Origin of the sequence: Mesotoga prima MesG1.Ag.4.2, from assembly GCF_000147715.2 — a bacterium.
In the GTDB taxonomy this organism is placed as follows: Bacteria; Thermotogota; Thermotogae; order Petrotogales; family Kosmotogaceae; genus Mesotoga; species Mesotoga prima.
In genome coordinates, this window is record NC_017934.1 from 110,289 (window position 1) to 133,711 (window position 23,423).

20 protein-coding genes are annotated in these 23,423 nt (G+C 46.6%); 6 read left to right on the plus strand and 14 right to left on the minus strand.

The features are described from left to right. Window positions 1-25: 25 nt before the first annotated feature. The 6 genes from THEBA_RS00630 to THEBA_RS00655 all read right to left on the minus strand — a co-directional run bounded on the left by THEBA_RS00630 (window position 26) and on the right by THEBA_RS00655 (window position 6,847). Complete coding sequence (locus THEBA_RS00630; RefSeq protein WP_014730020.1) at window positions 26-1,096, minus strand: DUF362 domain-containing protein; 1,071 nt, start codon at window positions 1,094-1,096, stop codon at window positions 26-28. 318 nt (window positions 1,097-1,414) lie between these two features. Then, window positions 1,415-4,222: a hybrid sensor histidine kinase/response regulator gene (locus THEBA_RS00635; protein WP_006490184.1), complete on the minus strand. Its 2,808-nt coding sequence runs from the start codon at window positions 4,220-4,222 to the stop codon at window positions 1,415-1,417. Window positions 4,223-4,266: 44 nt separating this feature from the next. Beyond that, complete coding sequence (locus tag THEBA_RS00640; protein WP_236609229.1) at window positions 4,267-4,749, minus strand: hypothetical protein; 483 nt, start codon at window positions 4,747-4,749, stop codon at window positions 4,267-4,269. Between the two features lie 173 nt (window positions 4,750-4,922). Next, window positions 4,923-5,591 carry a lipid-binding SYLF domain-containing protein gene (locus THEBA_RS00645; RefSeq protein WP_014730021.1) on the minus strand — a complete coding sequence of 223 codons (669 nt, stop codon included), beginning with the start codon at window positions 5,589-5,591 and terminating at the stop codon, window positions 4,923-4,925. 24 nt (window positions 5,592-5,615) lie between these two features. Further along, window positions 5,616-6,140, minus strand: a complete 525-nt coding sequence (locus THEBA_RS00650; RefSeq protein ID WP_006490187.1) for a hypothetical protein — start codon at window positions 6,138-6,140, stop codon at window positions 5,616-5,618. Beyond that, window positions 6,137-6,847, minus strand: a complete 711-nt coding sequence (locus tag THEBA_RS00655; protein WP_014730022.1) for a glycerophosphodiester phosphodiesterase family protein — start codon at window positions 6,845-6,847, stop codon at window positions 6,137-6,139. Before THEBA_RS00655 ends, THEBA_RS00650 begins: the two co-directional genes overlap by 4 nt. Window positions 6,848-8,119: 1,272 nt before the next feature. Here THEBA_RS00655 and THEBA_RS00665 point away from each other — a divergent pair. Both THEBA_RS00665 and THEBA_RS00670 read left to right on the plus strand, forming a co-directional pair. Continuing rightward, entirely contained in the window at window positions 8,120-8,716 is a 597-nt protein-coding gene (locus THEBA_RS00665; RefSeq protein WP_014730025.1) for a GGDEF domain-containing protein, read from the plus strand. Window positions 8,717-8,780: 64 nt separating this feature from the next. Beyond that, on the plus strand, window positions 8,781-9,998 hold the full coding sequence (locus THEBA_RS00670; RefSeq protein WP_014730026.1) for an MFS transporter: 1,218 nt from the start codon (window positions 8,781-8,783) through the stop codon (window positions 9,996-9,998). An 89-nt stretch (window positions 9,999-10,087) separates the two neighbouring features. Here the strand turns inward: THEBA_RS00670 and THEBA_RS00675 are convergent, their stop codons facing one another. From THEBA_RS00675 to THEBA_RS00690, 3 genes are all read right to left on the minus strand, one after another. Continuing rightward, window positions 10,088-11,593, minus strand: coding sequence for a bifunctional metallophosphatase/5'-nucleotidase (locus tag THEBA_RS00675; RefSeq protein WP_014730027.1), 1,506 nt, complete (start codon window positions 11,591-11,593; stop codon window positions 10,088-10,090). Between the two features lie 1,156 nt (window positions 11,594-12,749). Further along, the gene (locus THEBA_RS00685) at window positions 12,750-13,364 is read right to left on the minus strand and encodes a carboxymuconolactone decarboxylase family protein (protein ID WP_014730028.1); all 615 of its coding nucleotides are present in this window, start codon (window positions 13,362-13,364) and stop codon (window positions 12,750-12,752) included. Between the two features lie 136 nt (window positions 13,365-13,500). Then, entirely contained in the window at window positions 13,501-13,698 is a 198-nt protein-coding gene (locus THEBA_RS00690; RefSeq protein ID WP_014730029.1) for a DUF6485 family protein, read from the minus strand. Between the two features lie 159 nt (window positions 13,699-13,857). On the opposite strand from THEBA_RS00690, the gene THEBA_RS00695 reads away from it, so the two are divergent. Together THEBA_RS00695 and THEBA_RS00700 are read left to right on the plus strand one after the other, a co-directional pair. Further along, complete coding sequence (locus THEBA_RS00695) at window positions 13,858-14,184, plus strand: hypothetical protein (protein ID WP_014730030.1); 327 nt, start codon at window positions 13,858-13,860, stop codon at window positions 14,182-14,184. A gap of 298 nt (window positions 14,185-14,482) precedes the next feature. Continuing rightward, window positions 14,483-14,695, plus strand: coding sequence for a hypothetical protein (locus THEBA_RS00700; RefSeq protein ID WP_014730031.1), 213 nt, complete (start codon window positions 14,483-14,485; stop codon window positions 14,693-14,695). A gap of 490 nt (window positions 14,696-15,185) precedes the next feature. On the opposite strand, the gene THEBA_RS00705 is transcribed toward THEBA_RS00700, so the two are convergent. The 3 genes from THEBA_RS00705 to THEBA_RS00715 form a co-directional block, all read right to left on the minus strand. After that, the gene (locus THEBA_RS00705) at window positions 15,186-16,346 is read right to left on the minus strand and encodes an IS110 family RNA-guided transposase (protein ID WP_014729972.1); all 1,161 of its coding nucleotides are present in this window, start codon (window positions 16,344-16,346) and stop codon (window positions 15,186-15,188) included. A gap of 786 nt (window positions 16,347-17,132) precedes the next feature. Continuing rightward, the gene (locus tag THEBA_RS00710; protein ID WP_014730032.1) at window positions 17,133-17,516 is read right to left on the minus strand and encodes a hypothetical protein; all 384 of its coding nucleotides are present in this window, start codon (window positions 17,514-17,516) and stop codon (window positions 17,133-17,135) included. Window positions 17,517-17,625: 109 nt separating this feature from the next. Further along, window positions 17,626-18,099 carry a hypothetical protein gene (locus THEBA_RS00715; RefSeq protein ID WP_014730033.1) on the minus strand — a complete coding sequence of 158 codons (474 nt, stop codon included), beginning with the start codon at window positions 18,097-18,099 and terminating at the stop codon, window positions 17,626-17,628. 888 nt (window positions 18,100-18,987) lie between these two features. Here THEBA_RS00715 and THEBA_RS00720 point away from each other — a divergent pair. Continuing rightward, a complete protein-coding gene (locus THEBA_RS00720) occupies window positions 18,988-19,185 on the plus strand; it encodes a hypothetical protein (protein ID WP_014730035.1) in 198 nt (65 codons plus the stop codon). A gap of 188 nt (window positions 19,186-19,373) precedes the next feature. On the opposite strand, the gene THEBA_RS00725 is transcribed toward THEBA_RS00720, so the two are convergent. After that, the gene (locus THEBA_RS00725) at window positions 19,374-20,720 is read right to left on the minus strand and encodes an ATP-binding protein (RefSeq protein ID WP_014730036.1); all 1,347 of its coding nucleotides are present in this window, start codon (window positions 20,718-20,720) and stop codon (window positions 19,374-19,376) included. A 401-nt stretch (window positions 20,721-21,121) separates the two neighbouring features. On the opposite strand from THEBA_RS00725, the gene THEBA_RS00730 reads away from it, so the two are divergent. Next, window positions 21,122-21,352: a DUF6577 family protein gene (locus tag THEBA_RS00730; RefSeq protein WP_148269965.1), complete on the plus strand. Its 231-nt coding sequence runs from the start codon at window positions 21,122-21,124 to the stop codon at window positions 21,350-21,352. A 181-nt stretch (window positions 21,353-21,533) separates the two neighbouring features. Here THEBA_RS00730 and THEBA_RS00735 read toward each other — a convergent pair whose 3' ends face one another. Continuing rightward, complete coding sequence (locus tag THEBA_RS00735; protein ID WP_014730037.1) at window positions 21,534-23,018, minus strand: hypothetical protein; 1,485 nt, start codon at window positions 23,016-23,018, stop codon at window positions 21,534-21,536. Window positions 23,019-23,423: the final 405 nt, after the last annotated feature.

A 23,423-nucleotide genomic window follows, 5' to 3' on the forward strand; every position in this document is an offset into this window, starting at 1 on the left:
ATCAGGCTAACACGAATCCAAGTTTCTATCTGCCGAAGCAGGCTACTTTCTCGAGTTTGTAGCTCCTTTCGCCCAGGCCGATCTTTTCGGCGTGCTCAAGCTGGTGGCGCCAGCTAATTCCGGGATGGGCCCTTTCGAAGGGGTCGTATCCGAGCCTTCCTATCACCAGATCTATGCAAGCCTTGTCCACCGCTACGGGATCTCTGCCCACCACTATGCCGATGTCTTCCACGACTGGAGGCCTGTTTATGTGCCAGCAGTCGCAGTCTGGCGATACGTTGTTTATGAAGGAGATATATAAAGCATTCTTTCCCTTTGAGGCCGCCAGAGCGTATTCTGCGATCTTCTTGCTTAGAGATTCCGGCGTTCCTCCAGCACCTGCACTCATCGCGCCATAATTGCACATGGCTATGCACTGGCCGCATCCGATACAGACCTCATAATCTATTCTTGCGACCCTATCGACAGTAATAGCACCAGTAGGGCAGTTCTTTTCACACATTCCGCAGGCTACACAGTTCTTCTCTCTTACTACGGGTTTCGATTCCGAGTGTTGCTCCATCTTTCCTGCCCTCGACGCCGAACCCATTCCGATGTTCTTCAGAGCGCCTCCAAAGCCCGTTTGTTCGTGCCCTTTGAAGTGGCTGACTACTACAAGCGAGTCGGCGAGAGCAATGGCCGATGCGATCTTAGCCTTCTTTATGTAATCTCCCTCAATTTCCACATCTATTTCATCGGAACCTCTCAAGCCGTCGGCGATCACTACGGGAACGCCCACAGATTCCATTGTGAAACCGTTCAGGGAGGCGGTTGTGATATGATCGACTGCGTTTGATCTGCTCCCTTTGTAAAGAGTGTTCGCATCAGTGAGGAAGGGAACGGCCCCCAGTTTCTTTATCTGATCGGCGATCACCCTCAGATAGTTTGGCCGGATGTATGCGAGATTTCCGTACTCCCCGAAGTGAAGCTTGATGGCGACAAGTTTATCCTTCTGGACCACATCTTCAAGTCCGGCTCTCTTAAGTAAGGCCTCGACTTTTTTCAGAAGTCCCATTTCGGGAGTCGTCTCCATGTTTGTAAAGAAGACCTTGCTCATACTGTTCCCCTCTCTTTCCAAAGGATTTTCGCCTGGGACTGTCCAATGCCTACGCTCTAGAACTTTCCAGTCACGACAGGTTTTTCGGCGTTAGAGACAATGATCTCAATGTTATCATATCGAAAATTCCAGTACTTCTCTAAACGGAGAATTTCTGCTGGCTGAGGTTCAGGGTTCCTCATAGACCGGATTATAGCGAAGTGAATTGCATTCTAGAAATTTGTCTGGGATCATCTCTGCTGAGAAAATTCAGAGAGTATTGACGATCCTTGAAAACCCAGGTAGAAGCGAGAGACCTTCTGTTGCAGTCGCCGCTCCTCACTCCCAGAGCTTACGATAAATCCTCTTGAGCTCTGCTATCCCGTCTGATATCTGGTTTTCATCGCCGCTCTTCCCGGCCGTCTCGATTTTAAAGCCGACCCCGGAAATCTCTTCAACCCCATACATTCTGCCGGAACCCTTAAGACTGTGGCCTTCTCTTGCGATCGAACCCATGTCTTTCCTTTCAAGAGCACTTTCGAGAGTAGCCACTGTCTTGTCGATGTGTTTCCCGTACTCCTCGAACATGGCCGAGGCCTCTTCCATGGAGAGCCCCATATCCTTCGCGAAGACTGTGATATTGTCCGGCGAATGCTTTCCCTCTCGCTGAATTGGACGGACTCCGGATCTCTTGTTACCCGTCTTCCCGAATATGCCCAGGTGGTATCGCACGATCTCGAGAAGATCCGACTGCCTGACCGGCTTTCCCAAAAAGCCGTCACAACCGGCCTCGATCGTCTTCTCCTCGTCTCCCTGCATCGTATGTGCGGTCAGGGCAACGATTGGTATCTTGTAACCCTCTTGTCTAAGGGCCTTTGTAGCTTCATAGCCGTCCATGATCGGCATCTGCATGTCCATAAGGATGAGATTGTACTGGTTGAAGTTTCTCACCATTTCGATCGCCTGCTTGCCATTTCCGGCAACGTCGACAGAGTAACCGGCCTTTTCAAGAACTTCTTTTATAAGCAGCTGATTGGCTTCGTTGTCTTCCGTTAGCAATATCCTGTATTTGACGTTGTCCTGCCCCGGGCCGAGGTCCATGTAGTTGCCGATCTTGCCGATAAGTTCGTCTTCCTTTACGGGCTTTTGAATTATTTCGTTTACTTTCTTCCCGAAATGGATTTCGTTCTCGGTGGTATCTGTGATCACAATGACGGCAGCTTCGTCTATCCCATCTAGCGCGGCAAGGGCATCGTCGGCATTCTTTGGCGCGTCTACCACTGCAAGGGACGCACCTAATTCCCTTACAGCTCTCGAGAGATTCGAAAGGTTTTTCACAGATTCGTAGTGCACTCCATTTCTCTTGAGCATCGCGCCGACGATTGTCAGGAAGTCCTCGTCGTCGGAGGCGACAACAACCTTTCCCGTTGGCGGCAATTCGGGTTTCTCCTTTTGCTTCGGTACTTCCTTGGAAACGTTAGAAGGAATCCTAACTGTGACTTTCGAACCCTCGCCAACCTTGCTCTCGAAGCGTATTGACCCGCCCATCAGTTCAACGATCTTCTTCGTTATGGTTAAACCGAGTCCCGTTCCGCCAAACTTCCTCGACATCGTACCGTCGGCCTGAATAAAGGGCTCGAAGATCTTGTCTATCTCTTCTCTGGAGACTCCCGAACCTGTATCCTGAACCGTGTATATCAGGTGGTGGCCATCGTAATCGAGAAGCACTGAAACGTAACCTTTGTCAGTAAACTTGAGTCCGTTGGATACCAGATTGGTCAGGACCTGTCTCACCCTAAATTCGTCTCCATCGACGTATTCTGGAACCCTTTCTGTAATGCTGTTTGCGAAATGCAATCCCTTCGAATACGCCATGGGCAGATATGTTTCGGTGATCTCTTTCACCAGCTTTGCAGGGCTGTACGGGGAGATTATCAGATCGAATCTCGCCGCTTCGATCTTTGAGAGGTCTAGAACATCGTTTATGAGACTGAGAAGATGTTCCCCGCTCCTGTATATTGTCTTGAGATACTTCATTTTTTCCAGATTCGTCTCATCGTTCATCAGTAGCTCGGCAAAACCGAGAATCGCATTCATAGGGGTGCGCATCTCGTGGGACATGTTTGCCAGAAACTCCGATTTCATCTTGCTGGCCTGCTGTGCCTCCTTCGAAACCTTCCTGAGCATTTCATTCGAATTCTTCAGTCTGTCAAGCGTCTTTTCAATGAAGACCATCGTGTTGTTCAGTTCTGAGGCGATCTCGCCCAACTCGTCATTAGAATTGAGTTTAACCCTGACAAAGGAGCCCTTCTTTATCGACTCGAAACCCTTCAGCAGCTCCGACAGGGCCTTGGATATATGGGCGTTGAGAGTGAAGGACAGCACGAAGGAAAAGCCGAATACCCCGAGTAACACAATGCTGAGTATCGGGAGTAGCCTATTCCTGAGCATCACCATTAGACCCTCAGACTGCAACACATAGATGTCGGCTCCGCCGATCGAAACCTTGTCGGCGAGGAACAACGATCCCGAGGAGAAGAAAGAGAAGGCGGGCCTCGGTTCGCTCACGGTGAAGGGGATTTCACTTGACCACCTCTCCTCATCCAGCACCGTTCTCACATAGAGGCCGGAATCCGAGAACTCTCTCGGGATCACGAAGTGATCATCGATCAGAAGGAAGGCGATTCCGTCCTGCCCAAGAAATGCCGACAGTTCTTCCACATCTTCATTGTCGAAGACAATTCCGGCAACGTATCGCGATTCGTTGCTCTCTACAGTCGAGAAGTAGACGAGCTGTCCCTCGAGCATTTTGAATCCGTTTTCTGCTTCTTCGATTTCGTTTAACTGCCCTTCTGAGATGGCTGGCCTGTTAAGAATTGTCTTTCGCTCGTCTCCAAGTCGAATGAGAATATCGCAACCATCATCAATAACTCCCTCAAGCGAATAACCGTCGACAAAAACCTTCATATCCTTGCGCAAGTCGATAAACCACTGAAAGACGGATTGCTTCTTTGAGCTTAGATAGCTCTTGTATTCGTCGGTCGCTGTGCGGACAAATGTGACGGAAAGCAGAGCTACAAGGACAGTCAAGACTGCCAGGACGAAGAGCAGAAACTGTAACGATATCTTTCTACTTAGTTTTCTCATAAAATGACTCTGCCTCCTCAACTGGACAAGACTGCATCACAATTTCATTTGCCGACGTTGAACTCCCATTGCACGTCCATGATTCTACCCTCGAGAGTTACGGAGTAGTAAATGGACGTATCTAGATAGACACAAAATGCGATTAACAGGCCCTCTGAATCAATAGCTATATAAGGATTGTACCTCTCCGTCTGGAAGATATACTCCTCACCAATTATGAAGAGATCGGCCCAGACTCCTTCAACGGGTTCTCCGCGCTTACACTTCCCCGTAACGGCCACATTCAGGAACGATACACGTGAGGGACCTTCCGGCAGCTCGAAGAACAACAAACCGACAACATCCTTTATCGGGAAATCGAGGTTGGATATTGCATCGAATGGAATCGCTGTTACGGTGGCGAAACTGCCTTCTTCCATTTCGTACCCTCTAGAAGTAAATTCGGAGTAGCTGCCTATAAGCGGTTCGATCTGTTGGATATCGACAGACAAACCAACAGATGCGATAACCACAAAGACAATCAACACGAGTCTCAAAACCTAATCTCTCCTTCGCGTTAAGAAATGTGACCTTGTCTCAAAGAGATTATATTACGCAAGGGCCGGATATCATAAGAACAGGAGCTCACAGATTAGATTGCTTTCCGTGAGCTCCAGTTGCATCTCAATAGATAAATGGTGTTTCCGTAACAGTTACACGATTAGTTCAGCCGAACAATAAGAGATTCGAGAAAGTTTATCAGTTCATTTACATCGTCTCCGATTGCTTCCTTCTCGATAATCTCCTGAGGAGTCAAAGACAGCCCGTAATACTCCCTGTTCGTATCCGAATCCTGCCGGATTATAGATCCTCCCAGGGAAACGCCGGCGAATATACCGTTGCTGACAGAGTAAGAGTAGATAGCCGCTTCGAGTTTGTAATCGGTGTCGGCGGAGAGAGTCTTTCCGGTAGGTCCGGCCGAAATAGAGGCGCTTCCGCCGAGGGTAACGTTGTTGCCCAGGAAACCTTCTATACCCTTCTCATTCATTATTACGAATACAAGCCCGCTCTTTTGAACACCGGCCTGAAATCCGTAGCTGATACCGTATAGCTTTAGAAAAAGAGGGCCATACCAGCGTCCATCCTCTGCTCTCTTCAGCAGAAAGCCCTCTCCAAACTGCCCGCCAAAACCTAGCGCAGCCTTCACCATTTCGGGATAAATAACTATCCCATTTGACTTGCTCAACAACTCAATAAAAGAACCGCTGTCTTCCGTTTGCGTGAGCTCTTGAAGGACGCCCAGGGCGTTCTGGATCCGTTCCTTTGGTAAACTTGCCCCAAATGTCGAGAAAGAAGCCATCATGATCACCACCAGTATCAGTTTTTTCATTTCAATCCCTCCCCGTTGTTCATTCTATTTCACATTGAGGAAAATATCCTGTTTCTCCTGGCCAAATGTGACGCTTATCAACCTGAATTCCCCTTTGGAAGAGATGTGCGAATAGTCGCCTTTCTCAACCTTTACCTCCTGATACTGGAAATAAGGGAGATCCTGAACGAAAGAGAAAACGCTACCTTTCGAGTCGGTCACGGCATAGAGGAACCTCAGCGCGTCGATTATCTCTGATTTGATCACAGCAACCGTCACATATCCCCCCTTGACTTCGCTCTGAGGAAAGTCTTTCGAGAAGATCTGTCTACCCTCTCCGTCGTAGGCCGCCACGGTCAACAGGGGTTTTCCAGAAACGTCAAGCTTGATCTTGGTGAAACTTATCTCGCTTTCTTCCAGTCCGCAAAGGGCGAGAATCTCCTCTCTGGAAAGTGTGAGTTTTTCCTCTGCTGGATTGGGTTTCTCGCCACAGGAGGACACGGCAAGAATTGTCAGCAAGGCTAAATTAACAAGAACCACTATCAGACTCTTTCGGCTGTCAAATTTCATACTACCTCCATCATCACATCAGAGCGGTCAGTAATCAAGAAATCGCACACATCTCTGACCTTGAGAAATAGGTCCGAATCGTTTAACGTCCACAAAGCAACTCTCGTTCCTTCTTCGCGGATCTTTCGAAGCAATGAAAGCCCCTTCTCCAGGCCTATGTTTTCGAAGAGATCCTTGTTGAGATTAACCGAATAAGGCCTGTATCTCTCGATCACTTTGTACAGGAACTCTTCACCACCCGGTCGAAGAAGCTCCTTATCTATTATAGGGGCTACCATAGGGCAGCATAACTCCTCTTTGAACTCATGAAGACAATCATGATGGAAGGAAGAAAACATAGTCCTTTCGAGGGCGTCGAATCTCTTGACAATCTTAATCACTTCAGGTACAGCCTCTACGGCTTTGATCTCAACATCGACAAATATATCTTCGGGCAGTTCCCGGTAAATCTCTTCAAGAGTGGTCAGGGCGTCAAATCCAACAAGCCCCATCTCTTCGAGTTCGGCGAACGTCTTTTCCGAGATCTTTACATCCAGTCCCATGGTCCTTTTAAGATCGGGATCGTGATTCAGGATGACCACGCCATCCTTTGTAAGCCTGACATCGAGCTCTACTCCATGTGCGCCGTACGATAGCCCCTCTTTGAAAGATCTAAGTGTGTTCTCGTATCTGCCCTTCCCCATACCCCTGTGGGCTAAAACAAACATACAAATCGCCTCCGCAACCCGGCAAAATACTTCGCTGAGATCATTCTACTGTGTTATGGAAACTCAGTCAAGGCAATGTGAGGGAAGAACAGCCAGTCTGCTTTCGCAGACCAGTCAAAAGGCGAGAATCATCACCGCCAGTGAAGGCTCCGCCTTCGTTAGTACCACTTCGTGGCGCCAGTCTCAGCTTCAAGCTGAGGCCAGTCACTGCAAGCAGTGGCAAGAACAACCAAGAAACGCAAGTGATGCAGAACATCAGGACCGTCGCACTGCGTGCAGCCAGTTCCGCTGCGCGGGCGAGAACAGCTGCAAGTTGTCTGTTCCTAGTTGCAAGCATAAGAACCGATGCGCGCTTAAAAGCGGAGAACCCGCTGAGCGTTGTGAAGAGCCGTCCTTCGTCCCAAACCATGGACCCGTCCTTCGGGAAGACTGGTTCTTCGCTCCGACGCTGCGCGTCCAGGTTGTTCGTTCTTGGAACAGATCCCGGATCAAGTCCGGGATGACAGCGTATGGTTACTCCGAAAACGCCCAATTCCGTCATTCCGACAAAGCTCCTGGTCGGAATCTCGATGCTCTTGCTTCATTGCTCTAACCAAGAACGAAGAACTGATCTGCGCTCTGGAACTAAGAACATTTTTCTTCTGAGAACCATTCAGCGGTGATGCGGTTTCACTCTGGTCTTTCAAACGTGCAACCCGCTAACCGCGGCCACGGTTTTCAAAAACCCAGATCCCGGATCAAGTCCGGGATGACGGACTTAGGTTATTCGGAAAACATCACATCACATGACAGCGTCCTGTAACTCTTAAAAACACAACAACCCGTCATTCTGAACTTGATTCAGAATCTTGGTCTTGAGAGCCGCTGGACACTTGCTAAGAAAAGCTGATGGCTGATCGCTGTGAAAAACCATCCTTAGTCTTTCATGAAGAGCAGTAGCAAGTTGAAAGTGCTGGAGTGAAGAAACATCAAATGCCGTCATTCCGACAAAGCTCCTGGTCGGAATTTCGATGCTACTGCTTCACGATTTTGACCATGAACAAAGAACAGATCCTCGCTCTGGAAGAACGGGATTTATTCGGTGAACGGAGAACCGCTCAACGGTCAACCAGTTTCTTTTCTCTTACCAACCCGCACCCACCTACCCCGAACCTCGTCATTTATTCTTCCGCGTCTGGCTTGCCAGATTTAACCTTCCGGAAATCGGATATAAATACACTTGGTGATAATATAGCTATATACATATATAAGTATACACATAGGAGGATATTTATGACTTTTGACCAGTGGAAAGAAGAACTCGAAAAACTCTCAAACGAAGGCCCCTTTGCTATTGCAGATATAGATATCGACAAGTTTTCGCTTTTGAACAAGGAATATGGAAGAGACTGCGGGGACAGGGTCTTCGAGATTCTAGATAAGACGCTGAAGGAGAATCTCCCAGAGAAGCTCTCGTTTGTCAGGTTTGGAGACGAGTTTTTTGTCTACAGCAGCGAGTACACCCTTGAGACTCTGTTTATGGAGATGCAGGATTTGGCTCAAACTATTTCGAAGCTCTCATTTGAATGCAAGGGAAAGACGGTTAGGTTTACCGTCAGCGGTGCAGTGGGAGAGTTTCCAAGGAACGCGTCGACGGTCGAGAAACTGCTGAACCTCCTTTCGGAGGGAGTGAGAAAGGCAAAGGTCACAGGGAGAGCACAGATAATCTTTGCACCGCTTGAAAAGGAATCGAAGATGGTTATGAAATCCAACTACTACTTGAGATCGCAGCTCGACGGACTAGCAAAACTAACTGCCCTTTTGAACAGAACCGAGTCATCACTCTTACGGGAAGCGCTGGATGATCTACTGAGAAAATACAAATTGTAGAAATCTCAAAATACCGAAGAGAGGGTGGCCGGGGAGCCACCCTTTTTGTTTAGGAGATGATCTCATGAGGGAGAAGATGAATCGAAACATCTCAGTTTACTACCGTTTCAAGTTTTCACAGAACATGCTCATCATTGGTCCGGTTCTTGTCCCTTATATGCTTTTCAAGGGGCTTAGTTATTCGGAGATGATGTTCCTGCAGTCGATCTCGGCAGTGGCAGTTGTTCTCTTCGAAGTGCCGACCGGTTCGATAGCCGACAGGGTTTCAAGAAAGTTCTCCCTCGTGATTTCATCGGTAATAACGGCCTTCGGACTGTCTCTGTATATTCTCTGCGGAAGTTTTCTGGCCTTTGCCGTTGCAGAGCTGCTCTTTGGACTTGGAATGACTTTCAGCTCAGGTGCGGACTCGGCTATACTTTTCGAGAGTCTTTCAAGAATGGAAAGAGAGAAGGAATACAGCAAGATAGAAGCGAAGGCCATGTCAAATATCTTCGTAGGTCAGGCCGTTGGATCGATAGCAAGCGGGCTTCTATATTCAGTTTCACCTTACATTCCCTTCTGGATATCTCTGGGGATGCTGTTTCTATCGAGCGGCTATTCCCTCTTCTTCACAGAGCCTGACCATGGAGAAAGATCAAGAGAGTCGTATCTGGTTCACGTTGCTAGGTCTTTCGGCGATGCCGTAAAGAAGCCGAGAGTCAGATGGGCCCTGTACTTCTCAGCGCTGATGGGAGTGATGCTGAGGGCAAGCTTCTGGCTGTATGAGCCGTACTTTAAACTTGTCAGGCTGGATATTGCCCTCTACGGGGTTGTCTTTGCCGGGTTCAACGTCGTTTGTGCGCTTTCGTCAAGGTATCTAATGAAGCTCTTCGAAAATGTCAGACCGAGAAAATCGCTGACATTCCTTGGGTTACTTATGGGAGGCGCGTATCTAATCCCTCTGATTCTTCTGAACGTCGGTTCGCTTGCATTTCTAGCGCTTGGTCAGATAGTCAGGGCTCTATACCAGCCCATCATGAGATTCTATATCAACAGGCAGATAGAAGATGCCTTCAGGGCGACGATAATCTCGATAGTGAGTCTAACCGCAAGCCTCTCCTTTGCAGTCTTTTCGCCGCTAATCGGGTTGGGGCTGGACAGGGCAGGCGCAATTTCCGTTTATCTAGTAATGGGGCTTGTTTCGGTCGGCGGATCACTGTTCCTCTGGAGAGTCAGGAATCTCCAGAAAAGAAAGAAGGCCGCGGCGGATAGAAAATCTGCGCTGGACGAGACAGTTAGTTAAACTGAAACGGGTCAGAAGTTCGGGAGATTATATTTCTTGCACAAGAGAAAACCCCCACCTGAGTGGGGGTTTGTACTTGCGGTTATCTATTACCTAATTCTTCCGTCAAGTCTGGCGCTTACCGGACTGTTGTTCTGCATGTATTCCTTGACTATCTTCTGTACATCCAGTCCAGTATCGGTGCATGGAAGCCCCGCAAAGAGATCCTTGTAACCGGGAGCGAAGAGGCCCTGATAATTCGTTGTGGCCACCAGATAGGTTGCCTCGGGATTCAGCAAAGCAAAGCTGTCCGGGCATTCCGGGTCTTCCTGGACCTCAATTGACGTCGCCTTTCCGTTGCTGATTATAAATCGCACACCGGAGACCTGAGAGAAGAACCCGGTACCGCTCTGGCTAACTGAATGGTTCAGAATCTTCTCAAGCGTTTCTCCCTTTACCTCGTAGACATAGATTGTGTTGACATAAGGAAGGGCGTTCTTCAGATCCTCGTAAACAGTCGATCCCGGTGCAATGGATGCCCTGAAGCTGCTCGAAGTCGAGAGGGCGACGTTGGCCCCTGATTTCTCCCTAATGATGTCCATCACGAAATTGCCTAGCACCGATTCTCCCGTATTGACATTAGCTGCAGATAGTTCCGTTTCGACATCCCCGATCCATTCGAACAGGTGAGCGAACTCAGAATCGCTTTCCAATTCGTATTGAAGTTTTTCTACCTTATCCGCAATGACTGGATCCTCTGGTATGGAATCATCCATGGGTATTAGCGACCCCGAGATGGATTTCTGACCGTCGGCTCCGAAGTAAACTACCACTTCCGCCGCATATGTTCCATACTGATAAGGCGAAATGAAGTATGTTTCAGTTCCCTCGATCTTTGTAAGAGGGATCTTGAGATGGCTGTGTGTACCGAAAATCAGGTCTATGCCTTCGATCTCTCTTGCCAATTTCAGCGTCTCCTCGTACTCTGCATGTCCTATAAAAACGATAAGATCGACTCCCTCTGCCTCCATTTCGTCAACGATCTCACTCGCAGTTATCATAAAATCTCCGAAAGTCGCTCCTTCAACTGGCCTTGCAGCTGGCTTGACAAGACTATCGAAATCCGATCCTGCAAGAGCGAAGACACCGATTTTCTTGCCTTCAACTTCTAGGACCAAGTATCTCTTTCCAAAGTATTCGAAGACAGGTACGCCGCCCGCATCCAGAACGTTGGCGCCAAGAATCGGATAAGTGACATCTTTCCAGACTTCCTGAAAATCTGCCGGTCCGTATTCCGAGTCGTGATTGCCGTAAGCCATGGCATCGAAGATGTTGTTGAACCAGGGCATCTCTATGGCGTGGAACTTGTCGGACCACGCCGGGGTCCCGAGGTTTATCATGTCTCCGCCGCCAAAAACGAGAGTGTCTTCATCGCCGGTTTTGTCTTTCAGAAAAGCAATTATCTTGGCGATTCCCCCGAACCCGCGTTGCCCCTCAGAATAGAAGGGAATTGCGTGAGAGTGATAATCGGTTACTAGATACATCTTGATGGTCGTTGAGAACGAAAGGATTGAAAGAAGGAGAACAACCAGAACAAGGAATTTAGCCTTTTTCACTGTCAACACCTCCTCGTGGTATTACACCAAATTCTAACATTGTTAGTTCCGATCGAATTCCTCTGGTTGGATCTGTTGACTGAAAGATAGATGGGGCGAAGAGATCGCCGGAAGTGAGGCTCGCTGGTGCGAGGAAGTGATGTTACTATAGTCAGACGCGATGCCGCCTTCGACAGGAAGCCTTCTCGGGTCCACCGTCAACGGTTCTCCTCCGAGAAGACCAAGAGCGTAAGTGATGTCGCTTCCGCGGGAGTCATTCAGAAGCCAGTCTGCTTTCACAGGCCAGCTCCCACTATGTCGGGCGAAACGACTGCTGTTTGTTTGAAAGAAAATGCTTCACGCAGTGAAAAACAGTCCATGCCCCGGATCAAGGGACGATCCTTTAGAAACTGTTTGACCTTCTGAATAAGGATTTTTATCCTCCCTTGAGGGAGCTCATCATTAACCATGAGTTAGGTAGTTAAATTTCATTAATGCGCTGGTTCTCGCGCGAATGCTGTGTTTGGCGCCCGATGATCCTGATCTTAAGTCCTCCCTTGAGGGAGGAGGGCCACGTAGTGGAGGAAGGTGTGAGTCTCCAACGTTTCGAAGAGTTGCTGCCCTGACATAGTCCCCTGAGAGGGTTGTTCGATGTTCATTCCAGGTTGCTTCTATTAGTATGCCTATGGATCACAGACCAAACAACGTGAAGAGTGAATTTGTCGTTCAATTTCGAACAGGCCAACCTATTCTAAACGTTGTTCAAGGAGCACACTCCCCACCGCAAGCGGTCCCCCCCGCTCAAGCGGGGATTTAAGATCAAGAGCATTAAAAGCCGTCCTTAGTCTTTAATGAAGAGCAGTAGCAAGTTGAAAGCGCTGGAGTGAAGAAACGTAAAATGCCGTCATTCCGACAAAGCTCCTGGTCGGAATCTTGATGCTACTGCTTCATGGTTCTAACCAAGAACGAAGAACTTGGACGCGGAGCGTCGGAACGAAGAACTAGTTTTTTATTCGGCGAACGGAGAACCATTCAACGGTGATCCTGTTTCACTCGCTCTTACCAACCCGCAACCACCAACCCCGAACCTCGTCATTTATTCTTGCAACTTGGAACTGAGAACTTGCCACTGATCCTATGATCTTCCTGCCTGCTACCACCTACCCGCAACTACGGTCTAACCAGCAGCTTCCTGCGTCTGGAAGGCAATTATGGGCTTCTTGAAAAGACTTGCGAGCAGGGCATGTACGAGCGCCACCGGGATGAGGAAGATGAAAGAGACAAGCATACTGATTTCATACCAAAGGCTGCTTCCCTCAACTGGTTTTCCCTTAATACGGTTTACTAATGCGCCCCACACTATTCCGAGGGCATTTCCCATCATGATTGTCCGGACAGCACCGAGTATTCCCTTAGCCTTTGATTCCCCATAGAGGGCTTTAAGAGAATTCCATGAATCCTCAGAGGGGTTTCCGGAAGAGTTTGCGTATTCTCGCGAGAATAGAATAGCTGGAGCGTCCTCCTGAGGGATCTCTTCAACGTCAGCCACAAAGAGCATCTGAATCTCTTCTTCCTTTATACCCTCTTTTTCGGCAACCTTGTTGTGGAAGACTGTACAGACTTCGCAGCCGTTTATTTCGGTTACGGTCAGCATCACCTTTTCGATCAACTCGGTGCTAAGCTCTTCTTTTCTCTTTGCACGGCTCATGTATTTCATTGTTCTCATCGCATCGAAGAGAATTTGGTAACACTCCTTAAAAGTGAAGAACCGCTTATAGAACTTCTGATTCAACTCTTCCTCCAGAAGAATCTCGATCCCGAATCGAGATTAGGCAATTTATAATCATTCCATTTTAGCATCTAATGCTGAATCTCATTTGGAAGAGGATATACATTCCACTTGTTGGAGATTTCATTATATCTGAATGCTATCTTTTGCTGTTGACCTTCACAAAGTACTCAATGCTTCTGTCCCAGGTTTTCTCCTGTTCTTCAGTGAAGTAACAGGCCGGAAGTTCTCCGTTTCTACGGTGATAGGCGATGCACTCGCAGCACTTTCCCTTTCTTGGACAGCCCGGATAGGTGTAGTTGCATTTCTCAAGATTTCTGTCGACTTCACATTGCAAGATCAGTACCTCCCTTTGTTCATTTCATTCCTGATTTTATCAGAGGAGTCCTCCTCAACCGATTCTGCATAGCCGGCTTCCCAGAAGATTCTTCACCATTAATCTCTCTTTAATCAAGAATGCTCTAACATACTAATATATGAGAAGGGGGGAACCGTAATGAGAAAAGTTCTACTGATTTTACTGTTCGTTTCCATGATATTTGGCTTGACCCTGGCAAATAACGGCAAGGGTCCCGGTGATGGTATTCCTGATGGGCAGGAGCCCGGGGCAGGTTTTGGTTCTCCAGGAACAGGAAAGGGAGAAGGTCCCGGCGCTGGTAAAGTCGACTCTGGAGGCAGCACGACATTGCTGCTGGAAAACCTGGAGGCTGAAACCGCGAGTTCTGAGCCTGTTCTTGTCCGCTCCATGAATAGATTGGTCGAGATGATCAGAAACATGTTGAGAAATCTTTTTAGAGTGCGTACCGCTCTCTCAGCAAAATAAAAACCAATTACCCCTGTTTACTCCTAGACTAAACCGCCGCTACCGTATTACCAGGACAGCGGCGGCCTTTTCTTTTATGTGTAGTCACTATAGAGCGCAGGCAAATTAGGGTGCGTCAACCCCCCCGGGAGAGAGAATCCGCTTTAAGATAAGAGTGGAGTCGTTTCAAAATCTGCCTTGTCTTCCTGAAACTTCCGTTATCGAAACGCTCAGACAGTTCAATTATCGAGGTCTTTAATCACTCTTTAATGAGGAAAGCAATAAAATCTAATCATTCAAATACAACGGGGGGATGAAAATGAAACGAATTACCGCAATTGTACTTTTCATGTTATTTGTCTTTGGAATCGCTCTTTCAATCAATGGCAGCGGTCCGGGCGACGGTGTGCCCGATGGCCCTGATGACGATGCGGGTTATGGAGCACCAGACGATTCCTGCGAGGGAAACGGTCCCGGTCAAGGGAAACCGGCACTCGATGAAGATGAGATCGTTATTGCAGAGATTTCATAAAAGGGTACATTTCTCTGAATTCTGAAGCTTGAGGGGAACCGAAGAAAGCCGGTCCCTTTAAACTTTCTATATGAGCATTTTCGATCGACAGTTAATGCCTTCGGAAATTCCATTACTCTACCTTTGGAAAAGGAAGGAAACAGCCAACAATAAGTCGCAAATCACAGGGCATCCTAATTCTCTAGTCTAAAAGAATTATCTTAGGGCAATTCTTGCACTTGTAACTGGAACTGACAACTGTTCTAAGAGCCGTGGTTGGTACGCGGTTGGTGGTTGGTTGGAGCTAAAGGAAGAGAAGACAGCAATCACCCCGCGGAAGAATATCAACTTGTTTGAACCAACTCAATTTGCCATCCTAATGTGATCTTGATCAGGATCTAATCTTTGATCTTATAGGTGAACAGCTTCTCGCAGCGCTCAGAGGCTCTCAGGATCGAGATGCTGAAACAAGTTCAGATACTCTAAGTTGTCAAGTATAGAATTAGGAAAATTATGAGAGTGAAAGGTCAAATGGAACGTTATTTTTCAAAAGTTGGTAGACCATTTCAGCTGCAGCTCTTGCAGTTGCTATTAGGGCCACCTTATTTTTCACCCCCCTCTTTTTCATCTTCTCGTATTTGTTCCTGTACTTTTCAGTGTTTTTGATCAAGCTTTTAGCTAACTGGTAGAAGGTTCTTCGTAGATGTTTGTTACCCTTCTTAGAAATTGAGAGGCCGCGAGTCATGTTACCACTCTGCTTAATAACAGGATCAAGGCCTATGTACGATACAAAGGCTTTCCCAGAAGAGAATCTGTCTATGTCGCCTACTTCAGATACGATTTCGGCTTCCGTGACTTCAGCAATACCTGGTATGGTTCTTAGGGGATTGTCAGGGAACTTCTCAAGAAACTTCTTTATTTCCTCATTCAGGGCTTCCACGTGGTCTTTGAGAAGCTTAATTTCAGCTATGAATGTGCTGGTAATCGTTGAGTAGGTTCCAAAGGTATCTGGCTTGCCTATTGAGTCTTTGAGTGAATCGATAACCTCTCTCGCTTTCTTTTCACTCCAGTTTCTGTGAGAGCTGAGCAATTTGACTGCATCTTCCTCGTTGTCAAGTATCTCTTCTCTGGATGGATATACACTCAACAGATGCAACAGCACAGGTGAACTAACGGATCTGAAGGTCTTAAGAAGCTCAGGCATATGAATCTTCAATTTGCTCTTCAGTTTCCTTTGAAGATCAGAACAGTTTGCTACTACAGTGCTTCTCACCCTAACCAAGTCCCTGAATGCTGACATCTCTTCCTCTGGTACTTGAGAAACGCTCAGCAGATCGAATATCCTGTACATTGCAACCGCTATGCTTTTTGCATCTTTCTTGTCTGTCTTTGACCTGCTCATAGCCTTCATGAATTTGCTAAGGGTATACGGATCGAGAAGCTGTACGTCTATCCCTTTGCTCCTAAGAAATCCGTACAAGTTGCTGTGATACGAACCCGTCGCTTCCATTCCGACTTGTTTCTCGTCCTTGTAAGTATTTAGCTTCTTTAGAAATTCCCTAAAACCTTCCTTGTCTTGTTTGTACTTCATGCTTTTCATTTTCTTCTTCTCTGGTAAATAGAAACAAGCGTCAAAACTTTCACTGGATATGTCCACTCCTACATACAACATGAGGGTTCCTCCTTTCACAACCTCGTACAAGGTGCGGTCTTTTCGACCATTACTCTCAATCGTGTTAAGAAGGATGCCCAATCTGAACTACAGGCTCTAAGCCTACGCATGACGACTGGCTACTCCCTCTACCCTCATTCTATACTCTCTCTCTTTTGACAATACACGAGCATGACGAAATGCGAGTTTATCGCGATAGTCTAAGGTTGTCATCCCGAACTTGTTTCGGGATCTGGGTTTATGAGAAACCGGGATTAGGGGAAGCGGATAGGGGTTGGAAAGAGCAAATGAACTGGCTGGCCGTTGAATGGTTGTCCGTTCGCCGAGGGAAAGACTGCGTGTGACTGGAAAGAAGCATCGAGATTCTGAAACAAGTTCAGAATGACGTGATGTGGTGTTTTTTTTAGCCTCTGGCTGGTGAGTAGCCCAGGGGGATTTCACCCCCAGGCTCTCTCAGAACCGGACTTGAATCTCTCGATTCATCCGGCTCCCATTATCCAGCCATATAGAATATCCCCATTGTCCAGTGTACAAAGGGGATTTCATACGACCTCATCTTGTCTGTTGGCTCCTTCCTTGTCTCTGTTCACAGTTCCTCCCTTTCGGTTGTCTGCACAGTGGGTTAAATAGGGTCAGACTCCATTTTTCACAGATACAACTCTGCATGATATGACTACAGAATGGATTGTTGAATAGGCCCTGCCTCTCCAATAGGAAACCCTCGGTTCTCACTTTTCCGAGGCAGAAGCAGAATTAAGCGATGTGCTTCTTTGCAGTTTCCTCTTGTTAGGTTGACGCTCCCATTAACAGAGTAATAACTGCAATTACAGAACTGATAACTGAGGCAATTACATAACCTCTCCAGGTATTACATGCTATTCGATTAGAATAGGCAAACGAATAAGCTTCCTCGTATGCAGCGATTGCCTCTGGATCATCTGTGAGGCTGTTGATGTAAGCGACCCTGTTTGCCGGGAGGGATTTTGAACCAGTGTTCACAAATATGGCGGACAGTGTACCCAGTATCACAGCTCCAAAGAAGCCAGCATTATCTGCATCTTTGGATCCGTGATAATCTCCGAGAGCCATTGCATCGTACATAGTAAAGCCTGCCAGCATACTTCCCGTTAGAAGAGTTACCAGAAGCACTACCGAAAGAGCTTTTTTCATTTTGAACCTCCTCTTGTCTTAGAACTTCCCGGCTCTTCTGTGCCATGTTTTGGAGGGTTAGGTAATTAGACGGGATTTTCAGGATTAAACGCCTAGAAATCAAAACATTTTAGTTGATGTGGAAATAGATGTCAGCATCAAATCTGCAGTAGTCGTCATAACCATCCCAATTAGTTTCTACCCATCCATAATCAGTATTGTCAATGACGACCCGGTAAGTTCCTCCAGGTGACATTGCACTGGAATAGAATGTGTAATTGCCTGTGTAGACTGTGAAGTGGTCAACAACACTCACCACATTCGAATTAACGAAGTTATTGAACTGAGTCTGAGTCATTATCCATACTTCAAACCCATAACTGGGAGCTTTAGAGCAACTGACAACGATCTTGACATTATCGCAGTTGTAACCTGGGTAGAGCAAATAGGAATAGGTGTAATAATGCTCCGAAAGAATATAATGCTGCCAGTAATCCTTCAGAACCCATTGCCCAAGGTCTACAGGAGGAGTAACTATGCATCCTGATAGTATGATACTAACAACGATAAGTACTCCAAAAAGTCCTTTAATCCCTTTACGCAAGATTAACACCCCCCTAGTTCTATTGAAATTCTGAATCTTATGTTAAGCAATTGTTTGATGTCTATCAAATTAAATCATATCACCCTTACTTCAAATTACTAATGTCGTCAATATAGTGTCGTTGCATTAAGACTTTAGCAGAGTGGATTTCTGAAATAGAAGGGGCTTCTGCCTTTTCCATATTGAATTCAGTGTAAGAAAGGCTATAGTTTAATTTTGAGAAATAGGATTGCAAAATGGCATTATATCAATTGCAGGGCTTTGATTCCAAACGTTCTAGAAGAGGCGTTTTGCTGAAGGAATTTGACCTTACTCTCGAAGTGCAGAGGTCATTGATTAGAATGTATGTGGTTGTCTTGGCAAAAGAAGAAAACAAAAACGGCGCCCTCTGCCTGCTCCGCCCACGGGGACACCCCATGCAAAAATATTATGACACCATGGTTTACTTGAGTTCAGTTCTAAGTTTATCGTCAGAAGCGGGATGCTGAAACAAGTTCAGATTAAAGGAACGGATCAGATTCCTAGTTCTGCAGACGGATCTGCGTAAACTGCATAAGAAGCTTTCTAAATAGGTCTGGAAGGGCTATTATAAAGCTAGTTTGGAAGAAAATGATCTGCTATCGATTCGACAATAAGTACAAAGAATTATCAAGCAATACACACATCAGATAAGTTTTTTGGACTAGGGCTAATAGTGTTATTCATTCGATGAAAGAGCGATCATTCAATCTGCAAAACGACAAAAAGTTGAAGGCGTGAACCAAAGGTATTTTAAGGGGATACCAAACAATGATATTGAACACAATACTCCTGTGCAAATTAACTGACGAAGCGAGAGATCCTGGTTGACAGAGCGATGATACAATCACATTGAAAGGGGGCGATGGAATGGATACGCGTCAGTTTCTGAGAAAGGAAATAGAAGCCGTACCCGATGCTCTCTTGGAAGAAATCCTTCGGTTTGTGAAGGCATTGAAAGAAAGGAATCTACCTGCCTTAAGCCGCGAGCTGCTGGATGCTTCAGAGTCGGCTTTTGCCAGGGATTGGCTAAGGGAAGAAGAGGATAAAGCGTGGAAAAACCTGTAAATGGTGATGTTGTGGTAATTCCCTTCCCTTTCTCTGATCTCACCGGAGCAAAAAAGCGACCTGTGTAAGTTATAGTGGATCTGGCAGTGATGATGTCTTAATGTGTCAGATCACAAGACGGTCAACGTGGTCTTCAGCAGCGAACAACGGATCTTCTTCCCTACAAATCGGAGAACAGCTCGCAAACGTCATCCAGCTGATTCTTCTAGATCACGCAAGTCTATTAGCAGAACTTCTTTCGGTATGTTCGCTTTGAAACCGGACTTGCTTATAACAACCGGTACTTTGATCCTCTTGTCAGGGATGTACTGCATCTTCTCTATTAGCTCTTCTGCTACTTCAGGTCCAACCGGGTCCTTTCTCCATTTGCACTCGAATACCAGGATTCTGTCTCTCGATTCACCAATGAGGTCTATCTCATACGTCTTGTTCCTGGTGCCAGGAATTTTGCCCCAATGTTTGCCGACTCTCTCGGGCAATAAAGGGATTTTTTCGGCCCTGTAGAGATCGGGGATGAGTGATTTCACGATTGATTCAAATGCTCTGCCAATGTATTCTCCAAGATTCTCAATAGTATATGACAGGGCCTGTTCGGAATCGAATTCGACGGTGTTCTGCCTTGAGTAGATATACTTCATCCAGAATGAAAGGAAGTTATCTTTAATAGTGTATCTCAGACCGCGTTTCGATTTTGAAAGGAGGTTTTCTACCTTGCCGATAATTCCGTAGTTGTTTGTGAGCTCAGAAAGGTATTTCATGGCCTTTGTGCGTTCCATACCCGTTCTGTCGACAATCTCCCCGACATCTCTATCAAAGTAACCGACTGCCTCGAGTATCGAGAAGTAGCCCGGATGCTCCGTTCCAAACTCACCAATGAGAAGATTCTTGCCCTCCTCCCGAAGGGGCGCGAACCTGTCAAAGAAGAGTTCTCGAATCTTCTTGTCGAAAGAAGCCTTTTCTTCTAGAAGCCACAAATATTGGGGAATACCACCGAGTATCGAATACCACTCTACAGCCTCTTCAAATGAATAGCCGAAACTTCGTATCATCTCCAAAGCGTCCCTGAAGCGGAACTGTTTCAGCTCAACTTTGTGATCGCATCTTCCGAAGAGCGGCGCCTTCTGGTCCAGAAAGATTCGCTTCATCATCCCCACATATGATCCACAGAGAATCAGCAGACTTCTACCTGAATTCTCATCCCACACCTTCTGAAGGATCGAAAAGACCGATTGATCGACTCTCATGAAGTTCTGAAACTCGTCGAAGATCACAACTTCTTGAAGCCGAAACAATGCCCTGAAGAAACCTTCCCAGTTGTCAAAGCTTCCTTCGAATATCTGTGAAGAGAAGTCTTTCAGCAGAGTCTCCGAGGAGCGAGTATCTACAAAGAAGTATCGCGCATTCGGGTAAACCTTCTTCAAAAGGGCGGTTTTGCCGATCCTCCTCCGCCCGAAGAGTGCGACCATTTTCTTTGACTTCCTCTTCGTGAGCCCCTCGAAAAAAGCCATTTCATCTTCACGATCAAAAAATTCCATCTTTGCCTCCAATTTGTATACTGGTCAGTAACTTACTGTATAGTATACAATTTTCGCAGTAGAATTGACAAGAATTCCCTTGACACACCAACTTCATCAACCCAAACTATACCCCTTTCTTCATTGACTAACAGATACTTCCTTTTTCCAGACTCACAGTCTTTGAGAAGACAAATGCAGGATACAGACACCCATGAGTCATTCGACTCGATGCCGCCCAGGTCCGAGAGGCAACCTGAAGACGTGAGATGCTCATTCACTACTGGATCATGTCTATAGGCATCGGGATATTAGAGAGACTAATAGAGGAGATATACACCAGAGAAAAGACAGAGAACATCAAAGTCGAATAACCGGAGTAACCGGGTATAACCAGACTCCTTTTTTCCGTACAAGACATGATGAATCTCGATAGTGATGGAATCGTAATACCGAGACTCGAGAAGATGTTTGTAGATTTGTTCTCAAGGGAGCCCGCTCTTGAGCCATTTGGTGGTGCCGAAATGGACAGGGTTTTCAAAAATGTCTTTGATACGTATGCACTAAACGCAGATACCATATTGAGATATGCTGCAAGGAGAGGAAAAAGACAGGAAATGGTGGAGTATCTAACCTCACAGAAGTTGACATGATAATTTAAGGAGGTATTGGATGGGAATAATCGGGACATTATCATCATCTAATACACATCGTTCGAAAGCTATTTCGAACCCTTCGCCCTCACTAATTATTTGCTTTGCCTCATTTTTTCTTCGCAGATTTATCTGATACAGCTTAATGAATTCTAAAGCTAAAGTCTAAGGCACATTTTTTCTATTTCTCCTGCGAGAAATATATGACTTTATCCATGAGTATTTCCTCATACGCGGCACTTACGGCCAGTTTTGGGTCTATGTAAGCTCTGAAGGCTACAAAAAGCTCGTTGTAGGTGATCCTCTCATAATTGGATTCAGGCACTACGGCGTAGTAATCCTCGTTATCCGGGTTAGCTTTGGCTATCTTCCAAACATAAAAAAGGTCGGCATTCGGGTCGTCTGGAAGGAACCGCTTTGCGCTTCCCTTAAGGCCTAGCTTGCTTTCCTCGCTCATTTGGCTGTTCACACTCAAGAAACCGAGCATAATCCTCGATTGCAGGGGTAGCAGATCTTTCACGATATCGCCGGTGTAGAGTATAAAGCTCGAGTAGATGGATTTCCCGGTAAGGGAGTGTATTGGGCCATAGACGATAGCGAAATCTTCGCCAGACTCAGAGAGCTCAAAGGTGTCGGTACGGAAGTAAACGGTATCCCTGGTTTCGCCGAATACATCCGTTGTTGTCTGTATGCCGTGATAGCTCTCTTCGAACCACCTGTAGCTCTTCAGCTCGCTGAACTGCAGGCCTTCGTACTCCTTTAGGATGGCCTCACGCAACCTATCCATCGTCTTGGCCAGTTCGAGTTCGGAGGTATCGCCCGTAGCCCTTACCCTGAGAGGCGGAATCGGGAATGGATCGCTCTTGAGATCTTCCGGGGGCGTTACTCTGAAGACCCAGCCTCTGAAATTGCTTTGATAAGGTGGCTTCACGAGTATCTCTTTGTAGCCGACGAGCGGTGGATCGCTGGTATAAAACTCTCTATCGGCTTCATTTTCGAAGAAAGCTGTTCTGAAAAGGAAGGTCAGCTCGTCATCATCATGTTCCAGCCCAAGTCTCAACAGGGCTGAAGGAAGTACTTCCGTGTTTACTATTCCAACATCGAAGCCGGCTCTGGCTATTTCTGCTCTCAAAACGGCGTCGGTATTCCTGTCTGGTGTGTTGATTATTATTGTTGGAGCGTTGAAGTCCGTGCCTTCCGTATCTTCCTCTATTGACTCGCCCGTGTTTATAGTGGAAATATTGATAGTGTCCCCGAGGTTCCCGAATATCCTGTGAAATGCATCTTTATAGAATCTACCGGCTAAAAAGGTCTGGTAACTGAAATAAACCATAGGTGGCGGCGTCCAGCCGAGATAGATAATTGCCTCGTTCTCTTTCAGTTTGTAGGTCCAGGGGTACTTGTTGGGAGTCATCTGACCCGGCCCTTCGGGAATAAGGTAGACGGCGTACGGAGAATCGGCATTGTTGCAAAAACAGCTGGGCAGTATATAGTTCCCGAACAGGTCGGCCGGATTAAACAGGTACAGGCTACCTTCCTGAACTGTGAAACCCTGGCTCTCCAGTAGTTTTTTGAAGTGTTCGACGCTTTCCTGTGTGAAGCAGTTATCGCTGGAAAAAAGAACTACGGCCAAGGACAAGATCAAAAGAATTGAGATCTTTCTCATTTTCCTACCTCCTTGGTTATTGAATTCTATTTCATCCGCTTGTAGAAAGCCCTTTTATTGGACACAAGATTATACAATGCGTTATATGGGTGTCTAACATTTTAATAGTGTGAATAACATCATAGCCTTTATCATGGAAGGCTTCATTAGACTCGGGTTCAAAAGCAACTCAGATTACTCTATCTGAAATCCCGGGTAAGGGTTCTTCTGCAAATCCGGAGAAGGACTGAAATTAACAGGGTCAGACTCCATTTTTGACTAAGACGAGAAACGAGAAATCGAAGGCAAAAAACTGTGAGGGACTTCTTATACACAAAAAGAAAAAAAACGGAGCCCATTTCCTGCTCCGCCCACGGGGACACCCCCATGCGAAGAGATTATATCACTAGGGCTTGCTTGAGTTCA